A 15,589-nucleotide genomic window follows, 5' to 3' on the forward strand; every position below is an offset into this window, starting at 1 on the left:
CATGGAACTGAATGAGATTCTCCAGATCGCCCTGCGCGGCGGTGCCTCCGACATTCATCTCAAGGCAGGCCTGCCTCCCATGTTCCGGGTGGATGGCTCGCTGGTGCCGTTGAAGGACGGTCGTCGCCTCCCTCCGGAGGAGGTGGCGCGCATGGCCTTCGGCATCATGAACGAGTTCCAGAAGGAGAAGTTCAAGTCGAGCAACGAGGTGGACCTGGCGTACGGCGTGCCGGGCCTGGGCCGCTTCCGCGTGAACGTCTTCCAGCAGCGCGGCACGGTGGGCGCGGTGCTGCGCGTCATCCCGTTCAAGGTGATGACCATGCAGGACCTGCTGCTGCCGCAGGTGCTGGCGAAGATTTGTGGTGAGGAGCGCGGTCTGGTCCTGGTGACGGGGACGACGGGCTCCGGCAAGTCCACGACGTTGGCGGCGATGATCGACCACATCAACGCCAACGAGACCAGCCACATCATGACGATTGAGGACCCCATCGAGTTCCTCATCCGGGACAAGCGCTCCATCGTGAATCAGCGCGAAGTGGGCGTGGACACGATGAGCTTCGCGCAGGCGCTCAAGAGCGCGCTGCGGCAGGACCCGGACGTCATCCTCGTGGGCGAAATGAGAGACCACGAGACCATCGAGACGGCGCTGCACGCGGCGGAGACGGGCCACCTCGTCATGTCGACGCTGCACACGCTGGACGCGACCGAGACGGTCAACCGCATCGTCTCCGCCTTCCCTCCGCATCAGCAGAAGCAGGTGCGCATCCAGCTCGCGAGCGTGCTCAAGGGCGTGGTCAGCCAGCGTCTGGTGCCGCGCGCGGACGGCAAGGGCCGCGTGGCCGCGGTGGAGGTGCTGCGCGTCACCGCGCGCGTGCGCGAGCTCATCGAGGACAAGGACCGGACGAAGGAGATTCACGACGCCATCGCCCAGGGCACCGACTCCTACGGCATGCAGACCTTCGACCAGTCGTTGATGAGCCTGGTGCGACAGGGACTCGTCACCTACGAGGAGGCCCACCGGCAGGCGTCCAACCCGGACGACTTCGCGCTGCGCTTCTCCGGCATCAGCGGCACGTCCGACTCGAAGTGGGACAACTTCGACGCGAAGCCCGGCGATGCCCGCCCGATTCCCGGCTCGGCCGCCTTCGCGCAGAAGGGGGCTCCCACGGGAGCCGCCCCGCCGCCTCCGGCTTCACCGCCCACGCCGGTGCCCGCCCAGGCCCAGCGTCCGGGCCCGCCCATGGCTCCCGCCGCCGCCCGCCCGCCCGCGCCCGCCCAGGCCGCGCGTCCACCGGCCCCCGCGCCCGCCGCACGTCCTCCCGCTCCGGCCCCCGCGCCCGCACCGGCGGCCGGCGGCGACGACGACTTCCAGATCGAACGCTTCTGATGTGACAGCGGTGCCCATCCAATCGAACGGATGGGCCCGCTGGCCTGAGTGAGTCGCCCCGCCCGGCAGCCCGTCAGCACCCGCCGACCGGACGGTTCGCCTGCGTGAGCCGCATCGTCCAGAGGGGCCGGCTCGCTCCGAGCGGTGGCTTCGGCCGGTTCAGCGGTTGCCCAGGACCGTCCGAGCGCTTGACGTTGAGGCAGGGCAGGGGGCTCGCCCCTCCAGTCGCCCTGGGCCCTTCAGCCGCGAGCTTCGTCTCTACGCGTCTTCCTCGCCGAGCATGGCGCGCAGCCGCGACAGGCGCAGCGGCCCCATGAGTCCCTCACGCGAGAGCACCTGGAGCAACTGCGCGGTGGCGTGCACCTTGGCCTCCTGCTCCTCCTCGGGCTTGTTGGCGATCTCCGCGTCGAAGAGCGAATCGATGTGCTCGGGGTTGATGGGCGCGGGCCCTTCTTCCCAGGCGATGTCGAAGAGCGCGCGGGCCATGGTCTCCCGCACCTTGCGCTCGCCGTCGTTCGGCGCACCCTTCACGAACCCGAGGAAGAGGGCGTCCACCGCTTCCTTGGTGAGCCCCGCCAGCGCGGGCACTTCGCCCAGGGACTCCTTCACGTAGTCCCCGTCGAACGAATCCACGTCCTGCGCGTAGCCGAAGGCTTCCTCCAGGAGGATGGAGGCGATGAACGCGTCCGTCTCCTCCTCACTGGCTCCTTCCTCGGCCAGCGCCTCGCGGGCCTTGCGAGCCGGCTCGGCCAGCTCCGCGTCCTCCATCAGCGCGCGCGCCGAGGCATGGGCCGCCAGCAGCACGAGCGCGGCCTGGGCATCCGAGGACAGGACGCGGCCTCCCACGTCCATGAGGATGGAGGCCTGGCGCGGGTGAGCCTTGGCGGCCTCGGTGAAGGACTTCTCCTCCGGAGCGAGGGACTCTCCCGCCTGCTGCTTGCGGAGCGTCTCCTTCGCGACATCGGCGGTGAGGAAGCGGGCGAGGACAGGGTGCATGCCCGCGCCTGTTACCACATGCTACGTATCCCGCCATGCTCTCGGAGGATGAAGGACCGGAGGCCGTCCAGCGCGCCACGGATGCGGGCCTCAAGCTCCTGGCGGCCCGCGCCCGCACCCGCCACGAGCTGCTCCAGGCCCTGGAGAAAAAGGGCTTCCCGTCCTCCGTGCGTGACGCCGCGCTCGCCCGGCTCCAGGGCTGGGGTTACCTCGACGACACCCGCTTCGGCCGCGAGCGCGCCGCCTCCCTCCTGAAGGGCGGCAAGGGGCCCGCGGCCGTCCTCCATCGCCTCCACTCCCATGGGTTGTCCGAGGACGAGGCCCAAGGTGCGCTCGACTCCGCCCGGGACGCGGTGGAGTTCGACGCGGTGGCCGCCGCGCGCACGGCCCTGGAGAAGCGGGGGCTGTCGGCTCGCCCGCCCGACGGGAAGGCGTGGGCCCGCGCCGCACGGTTCCTGTCGGGTCGTGGATTCTCCCAGGACGTCATCCATCAGCTCCTGGGAGAACCTTCGCTGGACCCCTCGGGGCCGGACGAATAGCGTGGCGCCGATGCGTTCCGCCGTCGCCTTCCTGACCACCGTCCTGCTGCTCACCTCCGGTTGCGCCGCCCTCTCCGGCACGCAGGGCGGAGACCCTGACTACGCCGTCACCGCCGAGGAGAACCTCCGACTCGGCAGCGAGGCCCTGGAGAACAAGGACTTCCTCAAGTCCCAGAAGTACTTCGAGTACGTCCGCGCCAAGTTCCCCTACCAGGAGGCCGCGCGCGAAGCGGAGCTGCGACTGGCGGACCTGGACTTCGCTCGCGAGGCCTTTCCGGAGGCCCGGGACCAGTACCAGTCCTTCATCAAGCTCCACCCCACCCACGCCAAGGTGGACTACGCCGCCTTCCGCTCCGCCCTCACCCACGTGGAGGAGTATCCCTCCGACTTCTTCGCCCTCCCGCCCTCGGAGGAGAAGGACCAGGTGGAGATTCGCGCGGGGCTGTCCACCATGGAGGAGTTCCTCCGCCAGTACCCCGATTCGGAGTTCGCCCCGGAGGCCAAGAAGCACGCGGACGAGGCGCGCAAGCGGCTGGCCGAGCACGAGCTGTACGTGGCCCGCTTCTACACGAAGCGCGAGCGCTGGAAGGCCGTCGCCCAGCGACTGGAGGCCCTGCTCACCAAGTACCCGGGCACGCCCTTCGAGGAGGAGGCGCTCTTCGACCTGCATGAGGCGTACGTGAAGCTGAATGACCCGAAGCGCGCGGAGGAGACGCTGCGCCAGGTGCTGCGCCGCCTGCCCGGGACTCCCGCCGCGGAGAAGGCCCAGCGCATGCTGGGCACGTGAGGACGACGCAGCAGTGGAGTCGCCTGGGCGGCCTGTTCATCGCCGGACTGGCGGTGCTCGCCGCCTGCGCGGTGCTCGTCCCCCGGCTCCTGGGCTTCGCCGCGGGGCCCGAGGCGGAGGTCATCACCGTCCTGAAGCAGACCGAGGCCTACGGGCTTTCCCTGCCCATCCCCCACGCGGCCGTGCCGCTCGTCTCCCAGGAGCACCACTTCGCCCGCATCACCGTGACGGTGGAGCCCGGTGCGAAGCGGGCGGAGGCCTTCGCCACCCTCGACTTCAAGGGGACGCTGGGCCCTACCCAGGTGGGCACGGCCGGCGTGGAGCGCGTGCCCTTCGTCTTCAAGAATGGAGACTGGGAACCCGAGCCCTCCGCCGCCCCCCGACTGGTCGCCGTGGTGGCCGCGCTGGAGGCCCGGCGCCGCGCGCTCGAGACGGCGAACGCGGAGGCCCTGAGTCGGCTGACCGTGCCGGGAAATCCCGGAGTGGCGGGACCCGAATGGGAAGAGCTGAAGATGATGCGAGGACGCGTCTATCGGGCGGAGGCGTGGTACATCCGTTTGGAGCGGGAGGAGGCGGTCGTCACGGAGCACTGGCGGCTGCAGGGCTCTCTCCCGTCGAGGCCGGTGGACACCCGGGGCCAACGGTCGCTGTCGCTCACGCTTCACGGTGATGAATTCTTGTTTTCGCCCGGGCTCATGTAGGCTACCTGCGTCGGAGGCAGGGCCCGAGGACGGGCCGAGTCATGGAAGAGCCCCTCAAGCAGCTACTGACCCTCGGGCGCGGCTACTTCGAGAAGAAGCAGTACGCCCAGGCCGAGCAGTACCTCGCGAAAATCGTCGAGCAGAATCCGACGTTCGCGGACGTATTCAACATGCTCGGCATCATCTACCACGACCAGGGCCAGTTCGCCCGGGCGCAGCGGGCGTTCGAGTCCGCGCTGAACCTGAATCCGGCGTACACCGAAGCGGCGCTGAACCTGGCGGTCATCTACAACGACATGGGGAAGTACGCCGAGGCGAAGGAGGTCTACCAGGCCGCCTTGTCCCGGCAGAAGACCGGCCCCGGTGAGTTGGACCCCTACGTCGAGAAGAAGATCGCCAACATGTACGGCGAGATTGGCGACGTGTACGCGTCCAGCGGCGCCTGGCAGAAGGCCGTCGAGGAGTACCGTCGCGCGCTGGGCCTGTGTCCCCAGTTCGTGGACATCCGCCTCAAGCTGGGCAACGCCCTGCGCGACGCGGGTGACAACGTGGCGGCCATCGCCGAGTACGAGCAGGTCATCGCCCAGAACCCATCCTTCATCCCAGGCCGTATCCAGTACGGCGTGGCGCTGTACTCCGCCGGTCGCAGGGCGGAGGCGGTGCAGGTGTGGGAGGACGTGCTGGCGCGCAGCCCGGACAACAAGAGCGCGCAGATGTATCTCAACCTGGTGAAGGACCCCGGCAAGGTGGAGCAGGCGGGTTGATGACCATGGATATTACGAAGACCTATGCCCTGAAGTTCATCTCCGGGAAGTACCAGGGCGGAGAGTTCCCGCTGAAGGCGGAGAAGCAGATCGTCATCGGCCGCTCCAGCGAGCTGGACATGGTGCTCGTCGAGGACATGGTCTCGCGCAAGCATGCGAAGATCAGCTTCTCGGATGGGAAGATCACCATCGAGGACCTCGGCTCGACCAACGGCACCTTCGTCAACGGCGAGAAGGTGAAGCAGGCCCGGCTCAAGGAGGGGGACCGCATCCTCATTGGCACCTCCATCCTCAAGCTCGTGCACCAGGGCGCTGACGGCGCCAACGTGGACGAGAGCATGGCCAAGCTGAAGCTGGAGGAGGCCGCCGCCGCCCAGGCCGCGCGGACCACCACCAAGGGCAGCTCCATGACGGGGAAGATTGAGGAAATCCCCCTGCCGGACCTGCTCCAGCTCTTCCACACCTCCAAGAAGAACGGCGTGCTGGTCGTCAACAGCGCCCAGGAGGGGAAGATCTACCTGCGCCAGGGGCGCGTGTACTACGCGGTCATCAACGAGAACCACAACCTGGGGCCGCAGAAGAGCTTCAACCGCATCATCACCTGGGAGCAGGGCGACTTCGAGCTGCGTCCGGCGGACAGCCAGGAGTTCATGGTGGAGCTGGACTCGTCCACGGAGGCGCTGCTGATGGATGCGCTCCGTCAGCTCGACGAACTCAAGCGCCTCCAGCCGAGCCTGCCGCCCCCGGAGGCGATGCTCCAGCTTGTTGTCCCGCTGGCGGCGCCGCTCAAGGAACTCACGCCGGAGCTTTTGGACGTGCTCCAACTGGTCATCAACCAGGGCACCCTGGTGGGCGTGCTGGACCGCGCGGACGCGGATGATGTCGTCACGGCGGAGGGTCTGGTACAGCTCCTCAAGCGCGAGTACGTGCGCATCATCTGAGTCGGACACTTGGCCCGCCCCTCATCCGGGCGGGTCCGAAAAGGGGAACACGCCGTGGCGAACGCGAAGTCGGTGAAGCGCCTGCGCCTCACCGAGCTGAGTCACTGCGCGGGTTGCGCGGCGAAGCTCAAGGCCGGGGACCTGTCGAAAATCCTGGGGGGACTGAAATCCTCCCGCGCCCCTCAGGCCCTGGTGGGCTTCAACACGAACGACGATGCGGCCGTCTACCGCCTCTCGCCCGGCCTCGCCGTGGTGGAGACGGTGGACTTCTTCCCGCCGGTGGTGGACGACCCGTTCCAGTTCGGGGCCATCGCCGCGGCGAATGCCCTCTCGGACATCTACGCGATGGGCGCCAAGCCACTGTTCGCGCTCAACCTCGTCGGCTTCCCGGACAGCCTCCCGCTGTCCGTGCTGTCGAAGATTCTCGCGGGGGGCCAGTCCAAGGTGGAGGAGGCGGGCATCTCCATCCTCGGGGGCCACAGCATTCGAGACCCGGAGCCCAAGTACGGCCTGGCCGTCACCGGCGTGGTGGATCCGAAGAAGGTCCTCACCAACGCGGGCGCGAAGCCGGGCGACGTGCTGCTGCTCACCAAGCCGCTGGGCACGGGCATCGCGACCACGGCCATCAAGCGCGGGCTCGCCTCGAAGCAGCTCCAGAAGCGCGTGGTCGCGGTGATGACCACGCTGAACCGCGCCGCGGGCGAGGTCTTCGCGTCCGGCAGGTTCAAGGTGAACGCGCTCACCGACGTGACGGGTTACGGCCTTCTGGGCCACCTGTTGGAGATGATGACGGGCGCGAAGACGCGCGCGGCCATCGACCTGGAGCGCATCCCCCTCATCGCCGAAGTGCCCGCGCTGGCCGAGGCGGGGGTGGTGCCCGGTGGCACCCGGTCCAACCTGGCCCACGTCCAGAAGAAGGTCCGCTTCCCCAAGGGGTTGCCGGAGGCGATTCAGTGGGTGCTCGCCGACGCGCAGACCAACGGTGGGCTGCTGGCCAGCGTGCCCGCGAGCGACGCGCTCAAGGCCCTCAAGGCCCTGGAGAAGGCGGGCGTGGACGCGGCCCTCATCGGTGAAGTCCGGGCGGGGCGCCCCGCAATCGAAGTCATCGGCTGAACCGCCGGGCCGCCGAGCTTTAGAACCCGGGCCGGGCTGGGATTTCGCGCCCGGGGTGGGGCTCCGCTAGCATTCCACCCCGGCATGCCGCTGTCCCCTCGCCCCCTCCTGGCCTTCGTTGCCTTCCTCTGGCTCGTCCCCGTCACCGCCGGTGCCGGCGAGCGCCCCGCGCGCATCGTCATCGACCCGGGGCACGGTGGAATCAAGGAAGGCGCGAAGGGGCCGGGCGCGCTGCGCGAGAAGGAAGTGGCGCTCCAGATTGCCCACCGGCTTCGCTCGAAGCTGGAGGCGGCGGGTGGAGAGGTCTACCTGACGCGGGAGCGCGACGCGCTGGTGACGCTCACCGAGCGCGTGGAGATGACGAACGACCACGGCGCGGACCTCTTCATCTCCATCCACGCCAACTCCATGCCCACGCCCCGCATGCGCGCGCGCACCGAGGGCGTGGAGACCTACTTCCTGTCCGCCAGTGCCTCGGGTGAGGCGGCCCTCGCGGTGGCGGACCGGGAGAACGCGGAGGCGCCCATGTCCCGCGTGGCACGCGGCGACTCGACACTGGCGCTCATCCTCGAGGACCTGGTCCGCACGGAGGCGCACTCGGATTCCTCCCGGCTGGCCTATGCCATCCACCCCCGCCTGGTGGCTCGCACACGCGCGGCGGACCGGGGCGTGCAACAGGCGCCCTTCTTCGTGCTCTCCGGCGTGGAGTGCCCCGCCGTGCTCGTCGAGGTGGGCTACATCTCCCATCCGGAGGAGGGCATGCGGCTGGGGCGGGACGACTACCAGGAGAAGCTGGCCGAGGCGATCAGCGAGGGCGTGCTTGCCTTCCTGCGTGAGACGCGTCGGCGGGACGCCGCCCGGCCCGCCCAGGTGGCGGGCCCTGTCTCCCCCTGAGTGGACAGGCGGGCGATGGGGACGCCACGCGCGCCGCGCGGCTCTGGTAGAGAAGGGACGCTCGCCTCACTTCCCCAGGAGCTCGCCGTGCGTTCCTTCCAACGTGGTGCGCTGGACCTTCGCCCCGTCATCATCACCCCCGGAGTGTCCCGCTATGCGGAGGGCTCCGTGCAGGTGGAGTTCGGCCACACCAAGGTGCTCGTCACGTGCTCCACCGAGGAGCGCGTCCCCCCGCACCTGATGGGCAAGGGCACCGGCTGGGTGACGGCCGAGTACGGCATGCTGCCCCGGGCCACGCACACGCGCAGCCACCGCGAGGCGGCCAAGGGCAAGCAGACCGGCCGCACCATGGAAATCCAGCGGCTCATCGGCCGCTCCCTGCGCGCCGCGGTGGACCTGACCACCCTGGGCACGCGCACCCTCACGCTGGACTGCGACGTGATTCAGGCGGACGGCGGCACGCGTACCGCCTCGATTACGGGCGCGTACGTGGCCCTGGTACTCGCGCTGCGCTCGCTGCAGAAGGCGGGCACCCTCACCAAGACGCCCAAGCTGACGCCCATGGCCGCGGTGTCCGTGGGCGTGGTGGGGGGCGAGGTGCGCGTGGACCTGGACTACGAGGAGGACTCGAAGGCGGACGTGGACCTGAACATCGTGGCCACGGGGGACGGGCGCATGGTGGAAGTGCAGGGCACCGCCGAGCACCAGCTCTTCGACCGCAAGACGATGGACGCGATGCTCGACGGGGGGCTTGCCGCCATCCAGCAGCTCGTCGTCGCGCAGGCCAAGGCCCTCGAATGACGACGGGCACGTCGAAGCTCCTCTTCGCCACCACCAACAAGGGAAAGCTGCGCGAGCTGCGGGAGCTGGTGGGGGACTCGGTGGAGGTGGTGTCGCTTGGGGACCTGCCGCCCATCCCCGAGCCCGAGGAGGACGGCGACACCTTCGAGGCCAACGCGGTGAAGAAGGCGCTGGAGTATGCCCGGGCTACCGGACTGCCCGCGCTGGCGGACGACTCCGGACTTTGCGTGGACGCGCTGGACGGCCAGCCCGGCGTGTTGTCCGCCCGGTACGCGCCGGGGGATGACAAGGCCCGGTACCAGAAGCTGCTCTCCGCGCTGACCGGGGTGCCCGACGCGAAGCGCACGGCGTCGTTCCGCTGCGCGCTGGCGCTGGCGTGGCCGGACGGCCGGACGCACGTGGAGGAGGGGCGGTGCGAGGGCCGCATCGGCCACGCGCCGAGCGGGACGCATGGCTTTGGCTATGACCCCATCTTCATGTTTCCGGACAGTGGCCGGACGATGGCGGAGCTGACCCCGGAGGAGAAGTCCGCCGTGTCGCACCGGGGCGCGGCCTTCCGGAAGATGAAGCCCAGGCTGCTGATGCTCACCACGGGCACTTGAGCGAGCCCGTCAGACACGTTGTCCTTGCGCGTCCGTCCGCGATGGTTCAACAATGCCGCACTCTACTTTTCGGGGCGTAGCGCAGCCTGGTAGCGCACCTGCCTTGGGCGCAGGGGGTCGGAGGTTCGAATCCTCTCGCCCCGACTTTAAGTAGCGAAGTGGAAGCAGGCGGCCCGGCCAGCTCCAATAGCTCAGCTGGATAGAGCACCGACCTTCTAAGTCGGGGGTCGCAGGTTCGAGTCCTGCTTGGGGCGCCAACCTGGCTGCCGTGACATTTGGGCCTTGAACTGGCCCGGCTTTCCACGGTAGGGAAGCCACGCTTCAAACGCCGTTGCGGAACGGCGGCCATAGCTCAACTGGTTAGAGCGCTGGACTGTGACTCCAGAGGTTGCCGGTTCGACCCCGGTTGGCCGCCCACGTTTTTCTCTTCCGTACTCTGCGCTCGTAGCTCAACTGGATAGAGCACTGGGCTTCGAACCCAGGGGTTGGGGGTTCAAGTCCCTCCGAGCGCGCTCCAGTACCCTGTCACTCCGATGATCCGCGCCCGAGCAACGGCGCTTCCGGAGAGACGCCCGCCCCTTCGCACCCGTGGATCCGCGCGGCCTGTCCTCCGCCGAGGCTCTTCCGGCGGAGGAGGACTTCATCGCGTCCGGGTGCGGATCAGGCTCCGTGCGAGGCGCCGTTGCCCTTGTCGGCGGTGGGCACCCGGCAGCGCAGCTCCGTCTCCGCCTCCAGCGCGAGCAGGTTGTCTCGCATCGCCTTGGCCCAGCGCGCTCGGGGCTGCTCCATCAGCTTCTCGTTCGCCAGCTCGATGCTCTCGCTCAGCTCCTCGTCGGAGAGCTCCGAGGCTGTCTTCCCCTTGTACGGGCCGAACGCCACCACCACGGCGCTGGCCTTGAGGCTGGCGCGCGGCGCGGACGGCTCGGCGGAGTGGGGTGCTTCAGCGGCATCCACCTCCACGGCCTTCGCCGACTCCTTGGGGGGAAGGGGCGCCAGTGGCACGTCGACGTCGAGCCTCTGTGGCTTCTCCTCCCTGGCGGGCGCGGCGGCCGGCAGGGTGGGGAAGGACGCCTTCACCGGGCCGGGACGCGCGCCCAGCACCTCGTAGGCGCCCGGGGGCTCCGCGTGGCTTGTGGCCACCGGCTCGAAGTCGTCCGCCGGCATCTCCTCGCGGACGTACAAGCCCCCGAAGGCCTCGGGATACGCCTTGCGCAGCGCCGCCACCCGGGCGCACTTTTCAATCATCGTCGTGGGAATCTTGGCCCACAGCGGCGTCTGCTGGACGTACCCGCTGAAGTCCAGCCACACCACGACGGGCAGCTTTCCGTCGCGCACCACGCGAGACCAGCCTCCCACCAGCGCACCCTTGCGCTTGGCCGGATTGAAGCGGTGCACGACCTCGCCCTTGCCCTGGTCCACGACGATATCGTCCTCGGCGAACACCGCGCTCGCCTGGATGCCCTTGAAGTCCGGAAAGCGCTCCGCTCGGGCTAGCATGCCGGCCTCGGAGGGCTGGAACTCGTACTTGTTCACCCAGTTGGGGCGCTCCCGGTTGCCGATGTTCTGCCGGCGGGCCACGCAGAAGGCCTCCTTGAGGAGGGGGTCCAACCCGCTGCGCTTGCACTGCTCGATGAAGAGGGCGAACTCGTCCTCGCTGATTCCCCGCGGGCAGATGGTGCGTCGAATCAGCTCCATGCGCTCCCGGCTCCAGTTGCCGAGGGCCGAGCCCGTTTCCTCCACCTTCGGGGACATGTTGGCTTCCGTCACTGTCGTCTCCTGCATACGTCCTGCGCGAAAAGGGCGGACGACCTCCGTCCGCCCGCCTGTGCCTCGGCGGTGCACCCGTGCGAATCCCGAATGGGGGGCCGTGCGTGCCCGCCGTCCCGGTGGACTGGGAAGGAAGGCCCGACGTGGCCTCGTTCAACAGAGGTCCTGGGAGTCTGTTTCATCCGCGCGAGGACCCACGGTGGCGCCAGCCCGTGGGGCGGGCGGCGAGGCGTCACCCGGACTCGGCGTCTCCGAGAGGTGATCGCTCAGCGTGGTAATGCAGGGGGGACGAAAATACTTTTTGACAGCGCGGCCGGCCTTCTATAGTTACCGCCGCCACTTGGACGTCACGCAGCCGACGGGCCAAGCGCAGTGCCGGGAGCGTAGCTCAATTGGCAGAGCAATGGACTCTTAATCCATAGGTTGTGGGTTCGATTCCCTCCGCTCTCATTACGGGGTCTCTCCAGCAATGGAGAGGCCCCGTTTGTTTTTCCGCGCAGCCGCCGCATGCTGATGTCCAGCGGACGTTTCGCGGTATGTACGGAACACGGCACGCGGCGCATCCGGGCGGGTGGCGAAACTGGTAGACGCGCCAGACTTAGGATCTGGTACCGCAAGGTGTGAGGGTTCGAGTCCCTCCTCGCCCATTTCGCGTTGACCCGTTCGTGCCTATCCCCTAAAGGCGCACGTCCCACTTAACCGGCGCCGCTCGGGACGACTGTCCGAGGCGGCGGCGAGCGAGGCCCGTATGAAGGTCCAGGTCGAGGAGCTCTCTCCCGTTGAGAAGAAGCTCTCCATCGAGGTCGAGTCCGCCCGCGTGGCGGAAGAGCTGAACCGCGCTTATTCCGCGCTGAGTAAGCAGGTGAAGCTGCCCGGCTTCCGCCAGGGCAAGGTTCCCCGGCGCATCCTGGAGCAGCGCTTCAAGGACCAGGTCGAGGACGAGGTCATCCAGCGCGTGGTGCAGACCGCCTACCTGGACGCCGTGCGCGAGCACAACGTGGAGGTCGTCGCCAGCCCGCAGGTGACCAACGCGGGCCTCAAGGCCGACGCCCCGTTCACCTTCGAGGCCCGGGTGGAGGTCAAGCCCAAGGTCGAGGCGAAGGAGTACGCGGAGCTGCCCCTGACGAAGTCGGACGCCGCCGTCACCGACGAGCAGGTCAACGAGCAACTGGACCGCATGCGCCAGTCGCTGAGCCGGCTGGAGCCCGTGGCCGACCGCGACTCGGCGGCCTCCGGCGACTACGCCACCGTGGACTATGACGCCACCGTGGACGGCCAGCCGTTCACCGGCAGCAAGGCCGAGGGCATCACCGTCCAGGTGCAGCCCGGCGAGCTGGTGGAGTCGAAGATCGCCGCCCTGGAAGGCGTGAAGGTGGGCGAGTCCAAGGACATCGACTACGCCTTCCCCGCGGACTACCGGGTGGAAGAGGTGAAGGGGAAGACGGGCCGCTTCCACGTCACCCTCAAGGCGCTGAAGAAGGAGATCAGCCCCGAGCTCAACGACGAGTTCGCCAAGGAGACGGGCATCGCGCAGACGATGGAGGAGCTGCGCGGCAAGCTGCGCACCGACATGGAGAAGGCGCGCCGTTCGCAAGCGGACAACGACGAGCGCGAGGCCCTGGTGAAGGTGCTCGTGGAGCGCAATCCGTTCGAGGTCCCCCGCGCCATGGTGGAGCGCGCCATGGACTCCATGCTGCGTGGCGCCCTGCAGCAGCTGCAGCGCTCGGGCGTGGACCCCAGCCGTCTGAACCTGGACTTCAACCGGCTGCGCGAGGAGATGCGCGAGAAGGCCCTCCAGGAAGTGAAGGGCACGCTGCTCCTGGAGTCCATCGCCCTCAAGGAGGGCGTGCAGGCGTCCGACGCGGACGTGGAAGCGCGCATCGAACAGCTCGCCGTCGAGGCGGGCCAGCCGGTGGCCGCCGTGAAGAAGTACTTCAAGGGTCCGGACGAGCGCCTCGGGTTGTCTCTGCGACTGCGCGAGGAAAAGACGATTGAATTCCTGAAGGGCCGGGCGAAGTATTCCTGAGGTTCTCTTCCGAGCCGTCTTCAGCGCTTCAGCCCGCTACTCGAGGTCGACATGCCCTTCATGCCCGTTCCCTACGTCATCGAGCAGACGCACCGCGGTGAGCGCTCGTACGACATCTACAGTCGGCTCCTGAAGGACCGCATCATCATGCTGGGCACCGAAATCGACGATGACGTGGCCAACGTCATCGTCGCCCAGCTGCTGTTCCTCGAGTCCGAAGACCCGGACAAGGACATCAACATCTACATCAACTCGCCGGGCGGCTCCGTGACGGCGGGCATGGCCATCTACGACACGATGCAGTACGTCAAGCCGCCGGTCTCCACCATCTGCGTGGGGCAGGCGGCGTCGATGGGGGCCGTGCTCCTGCTCGCCGGGACGAAGGGCAAGCGCTACTCGCTGCCCTCCAGCCGCATCATGATCCACCAGCCGCTGGGCGGGGTGCGGGGCCAGGCCACGGATATCGAAATCCAGGCCCGGGAAATCCTCCGGATGAAGGCGAAGCTCAACGAGATCATCGTCAAGCACACCGGGCAGACCATCGAGCGCGTCGAGAAGGACACGGATCGCGACTACTTCATGGGCGCCACGGAGGCGAAAGCCTACGGAATCGTGGATGAAATCCAGAACCCCCGAAAGGTCGTGGGGCTGGGCAAGGACGAGAAGAAGTAGCCGTTCGCCGGGGCTTGACGCCTCGGCCGGTGGCCGGAGCCGCGGGAATTCGTCCCCGCGCCTCCGGCTTTCTGCTTTCTGCGCCGACCCACTCTCCCTGTTAAGTACCGGGAAGGCGCGTGGACGTCCCTGATGGGGGCTGACTAGATTGCTTTGAGGCCGGGTCGGGTGGCGCGAGGCAGGGTGGCGGCTTTACAGGCGCAGCGAGGGATTTCATGGCGGGCAAGAACGTGGAGAAGCGAGACAACCAGACCCTCTGCTGCTCTTTCTGCGGCAAGTCGCAGAAGGAAGTGAAGAAGCTCATCGCGGGGCCAACGGTCTACATCTGCGACGAGTGCATCGGGCTGTGCAACGACATCATCGCGGAGGAGATCGACCGCGAGGAGACCAAGGACACCAAGCTGCGCATCCCCCGGCCCTCTGAAATCAAGGCCGTGCTGGATGAGTACGTCATTGGCCAGGAGCGGGCGAAGAAGACGCTGTCGGTGGCCGTTCACAACCACTACAAGCGCATCGAGTCCAAGGTCGCGCTCGAGGACGTGGAGCTCCAGAAGAGCAACATCCTCCTCCTGGGCCCCACGGGCAGCGGCAAGACGCTCCTGGCGCAGACGCTGGCGCGCATCCTCAACGTCCCCTTCACGATTGCGGACGCCACGTGCCTCACCGAGGCCGGCTACGTGGGCGAGGACGTCGAGAACATCATCGTCAACCTGCTCCAGGCGGCCGACCACGACATCGAGCGGGCGCAGCGCGGCATCGTCTACATCGACGAAATCGACAAGATTGCCCGCAAGTCGGAGAACCCCTCCATCACCCGCGACGTCAGCGGCGAGGGCGTTCAGCAGGCCCTGCTGAAGATCATCGAAGGTACGGTGGCCAACGTTCCGCCCAAGGGTGGCCGCAAGCACCCCCAGCAGGAGTTCCTGCAGGTGGACACCACCAACATCCTCTTCATCTGCGGTGGCGCCTTCGGCGGGTTGGACCAGGTCATCGAGCGGCGCCTGGGTGGTCGCAGCCTGGGCTTCGGCGCGGACATCCAGTCCAAGAAGCAGCGCAACCTCACGGAGCTGCTCAAGCACGTGGAGCCGGAGGACCTGCTCAAGTTCGGCATGATTCCGGAGTTCATCGGCCGTCTGCCCATCATCACCGCGTTGGAGGAGCTGGATGAGCCCGCGCTCATCAACATCCTCAACCAGCCGAAGAACGCGCTCACCAAGCAGTACAAGAAGCTCTTCGAGCTGGACGGCGTGGCGCTGAAGTTCACCGACGGCGCGCTCAAGGCCATCGCCAGCGAGGCCATCCGCCGCAAGGCCGGTGCCCGCGGCCTGCGCTCCATCCTCGAGTCGGCCATGCTGGACGTGATGTATGAAATCCCGTCCCGCAAGACGGTGCGCGAGGTGCTCATCTCCGAGGAGGTCATCCTCAAGAAGAGCGAGCCCGTCATCCTCCATTCCGCGGCGGAGAAAGAGCCCGCGGAGCCGAAGAAGGAATCCGCCTAGCGCGGCGCCGGGCCGCCTCTTCCAGGGGCGGCCCCTTGAGATGTGACGGGGCGCGTCAAGGGCCAGGCAGCAGGCCCGACGCGCCCCATCCATTCTGGAG

General features: G+C 68.0%; 15 protein-coding genes and 6 tRNA genes. 19 read left to right on the forward strand and 2 right to left on the reverse strand.

All coding sequences use genetic code 11. The features are described 5' to 3' along the window. Position 1 precedes the first annotated feature (1 nt). The gene (locus HUA74_RS38360; RefSeq protein WP_174458552.1) at positions 2 to 1,387 is read left to right on the forward strand and encodes a type IV pilus twitching motility protein PilT; all 1,386 of its coding nucleotides are present in this window, start codon (positions 2 to 4) and stop codon (positions 1,385 to 1,387) included. 258 nt (positions 1,388 to 1,645) lie between these two features. Here HUA74_RS38360 and HUA74_RS38365 read toward each other — a convergent pair whose 3' ends face one another. Next, on the reverse strand, positions 1,646 to 2,383 hold the full coding sequence (locus HUA74_RS38365) for a hypothetical protein (protein WP_174458553.1): 738 nt from the start codon (positions 2,381 to 2,383) through the stop codon (positions 1,646 to 1,648). Positions 2,384 to 2,418: 35 nt separating this feature from the next. Here HUA74_RS38365 and HUA74_RS38370 point away from each other — a divergent pair, with 35 nt between their 5' ends. The 13 genes from HUA74_RS38370 to HUA74_RS38430 all read left to right on the forward strand — a co-directional run bounded on the left by HUA74_RS38370 (position 2,419) and on the right by HUA74_RS38430 (position 10,037). Next, the gene (locus HUA74_RS38370) at positions 2,419 to 2,922 is read left to right on the forward strand and encodes a regulatory protein RecX (protein ID WP_174458554.1); all 504 of its coding nucleotides are present in this window, start codon (positions 2,419 to 2,421) and stop codon (positions 2,920 to 2,922) included. Between the two features lie 10 nt (positions 2,923 to 2,932). Beyond that, the gene (locus tag HUA74_RS38375) at positions 2,933 to 3,709 is read left to right on the forward strand and encodes an outer membrane protein assembly factor BamD (protein WP_174458555.1); all 777 of its coding nucleotides are present in this window, start codon (positions 2,933 to 2,935) and stop codon (positions 3,707 to 3,709) included. Then, on the forward strand, positions 3,706 to 4,410 hold the full coding sequence (locus tag HUA74_RS38380; RefSeq protein WP_174458556.1) for a hypothetical protein: 705 nt from the start codon (positions 3,706 to 3,708) through the stop codon (positions 4,408 to 4,410). The genes HUA74_RS38375 and HUA74_RS38380 overlap by 4 nt, the downstream gene beginning before the upstream one ends. A gap of 41 nt (positions 4,411 to 4,451) precedes the next feature. Next, on the forward strand, positions 4,452 to 5,174 hold the full coding sequence (locus HUA74_RS38385; RefSeq protein ID WP_141642442.1) for a lipopolysaccharide assembly protein LapB: 723 nt from the start codon (positions 4,452 to 4,454) through the stop codon (positions 5,172 to 5,174). A 5-nt stretch (positions 5,175 to 5,179) separates the two neighbouring features. Further along, positions 5,180 to 6,115, forward strand: a complete 936-nt coding sequence (locus HUA74_RS38390) for an FHA domain-containing protein (RefSeq protein WP_174458602.1) — start codon at positions 5,180 to 5,182, stop codon at positions 6,113 to 6,115. 72 nt (positions 6,116 to 6,187) lie between these two features. Then, on the forward strand, positions 6,188 to 7,228 hold the full coding sequence (gene selD / locus HUA74_RS38395) for a selenide, water dikinase SelD (RefSeq protein WP_371745706.1): 1,041 nt from the start codon (positions 6,188 to 6,190) through the stop codon (positions 7,226 to 7,228). 84 nt (positions 7,229 to 7,312) lie between these two features. Continuing rightward, on the forward strand, positions 7,313 to 8,122 hold the full coding sequence (locus HUA74_RS38400) for an N-acetylmuramoyl-L-alanine amidase (RefSeq protein WP_174458558.1): 810 nt from the start codon (positions 7,313 to 7,315) through the stop codon (positions 8,120 to 8,122). Positions 8,123 to 8,209: 87 nt separating this feature from the next. Next, a complete protein-coding gene (rph, locus tag HUA74_RS38405) occupies positions 8,210 to 8,923 on the forward strand; it encodes a ribonuclease PH (RefSeq protein WP_141642439.1) in 714 nt (237 codons plus the stop codon). Further along, entirely contained in the window at positions 8,920 to 9,525 is a 606-nt protein-coding gene (locus HUA74_RS38410) for an XTP/dITP diphosphatase (RefSeq protein WP_141642438.1), read from the forward strand. Before rph ends, HUA74_RS38410 begins: the two co-directional genes overlap by 4 nt. 70 nt (positions 9,526 to 9,595) lie before the next feature. Then, positions 9,596 to 9,669, forward strand: a tRNA-Pro gene (locus tag HUA74_RS38415). Between the two features lie 36 nt (positions 9,670 to 9,705). Further along, a tRNA-Arg gene (locus HUA74_RS38420) sits at positions 9,706 to 9,782 on the forward strand. Positions 9,783 to 9,866: 84 nt separating this feature from the next. After that, positions 9,867 to 9,940, forward strand: a tRNA-His gene (locus tag HUA74_RS38425). A 23-nt stretch (positions 9,941 to 9,963) separates the two neighbouring features. Continuing rightward, a tRNA-Arg gene (locus tag HUA74_RS38430) sits at positions 9,964 to 10,037 on the forward strand. A gap of 148 nt (positions 10,038 to 10,185) precedes the next feature. On the opposite strand, the gene bet is transcribed toward HUA74_RS38430, so the two are convergent. Further along, on the reverse strand, positions 10,186 to 11,277 hold the full coding sequence (gene bet / locus HUA74_RS38435) for a phage recombination protein Bet (RefSeq protein ID WP_174458559.1): 1,092 nt from the start codon (positions 11,275 to 11,277) through the stop codon (positions 10,186 to 10,188). A 392-nt stretch (positions 11,278 to 11,669) separates the two neighbouring features. Between bet and HUA74_RS38440 the strand changes: the two genes are divergently transcribed. The 5 genes from HUA74_RS38440 to clpX all read left to right on the forward strand — a co-directional run bounded on the left by HUA74_RS38440 (position 11,670) and on the right by clpX (position 15,489). Then, positions 11,670 to 11,742, forward strand: a tRNA-Lys gene (locus tag HUA74_RS38440). A gap of 115 nt (positions 11,743 to 11,857) precedes the next feature. Next, positions 11,858 to 11,939: transfer RNA gene (locus tag HUA74_RS38445), tRNA-Leu, on the forward strand. Between the two features lie 101 nt (positions 11,940 to 12,040). Continuing rightward, the gene (tig, locus tag HUA74_RS38450; protein WP_174458560.1) at positions 12,041 to 13,318 is read left to right on the forward strand and encodes a trigger factor; all 1,278 of its coding nucleotides are present in this window, start codon (positions 12,041 to 12,043) and stop codon (positions 13,316 to 13,318) included. 51 nt (positions 13,319 to 13,369) lie between these two features. After that, positions 13,370 to 13,990 (forward strand): ATP-dependent Clp endopeptidase proteolytic subunit ClpP, encoded by a 621-nt coding sequence (gene clpP / locus HUA74_RS38455; protein ID WP_141642436.1) that lies wholly within the window; start codon positions 13,370 to 13,372, stop codon positions 13,988 to 13,990. 215 nt (positions 13,991 to 14,205) lie between these two features. Continuing rightward, positions 14,206 to 15,489, forward strand: a complete 1,284-nt coding sequence (gene clpX, locus HUA74_RS38460; protein ID WP_141642435.1) for an ATP-dependent Clp protease ATP-binding subunit ClpX — start codon at positions 14,206 to 14,208, stop codon at positions 15,487 to 15,489. The last annotated feature ends 100 nt before the right edge of the window (positions 15,490 to 15,589 follow it).

Origin of the sequence: Myxococcus sp. CA051A (assembly GCF_013336705.1) — a bacterium.
In the GTDB taxonomy this organism is placed as follows: Bacteria; Myxococcota; Myxococcia; order Myxococcales; family Myxococcaceae; genus Myxococcus; species Myxococcus llanfairpwllgwyngyllgogerychwyrndrobwllllantysiliogogogochensis.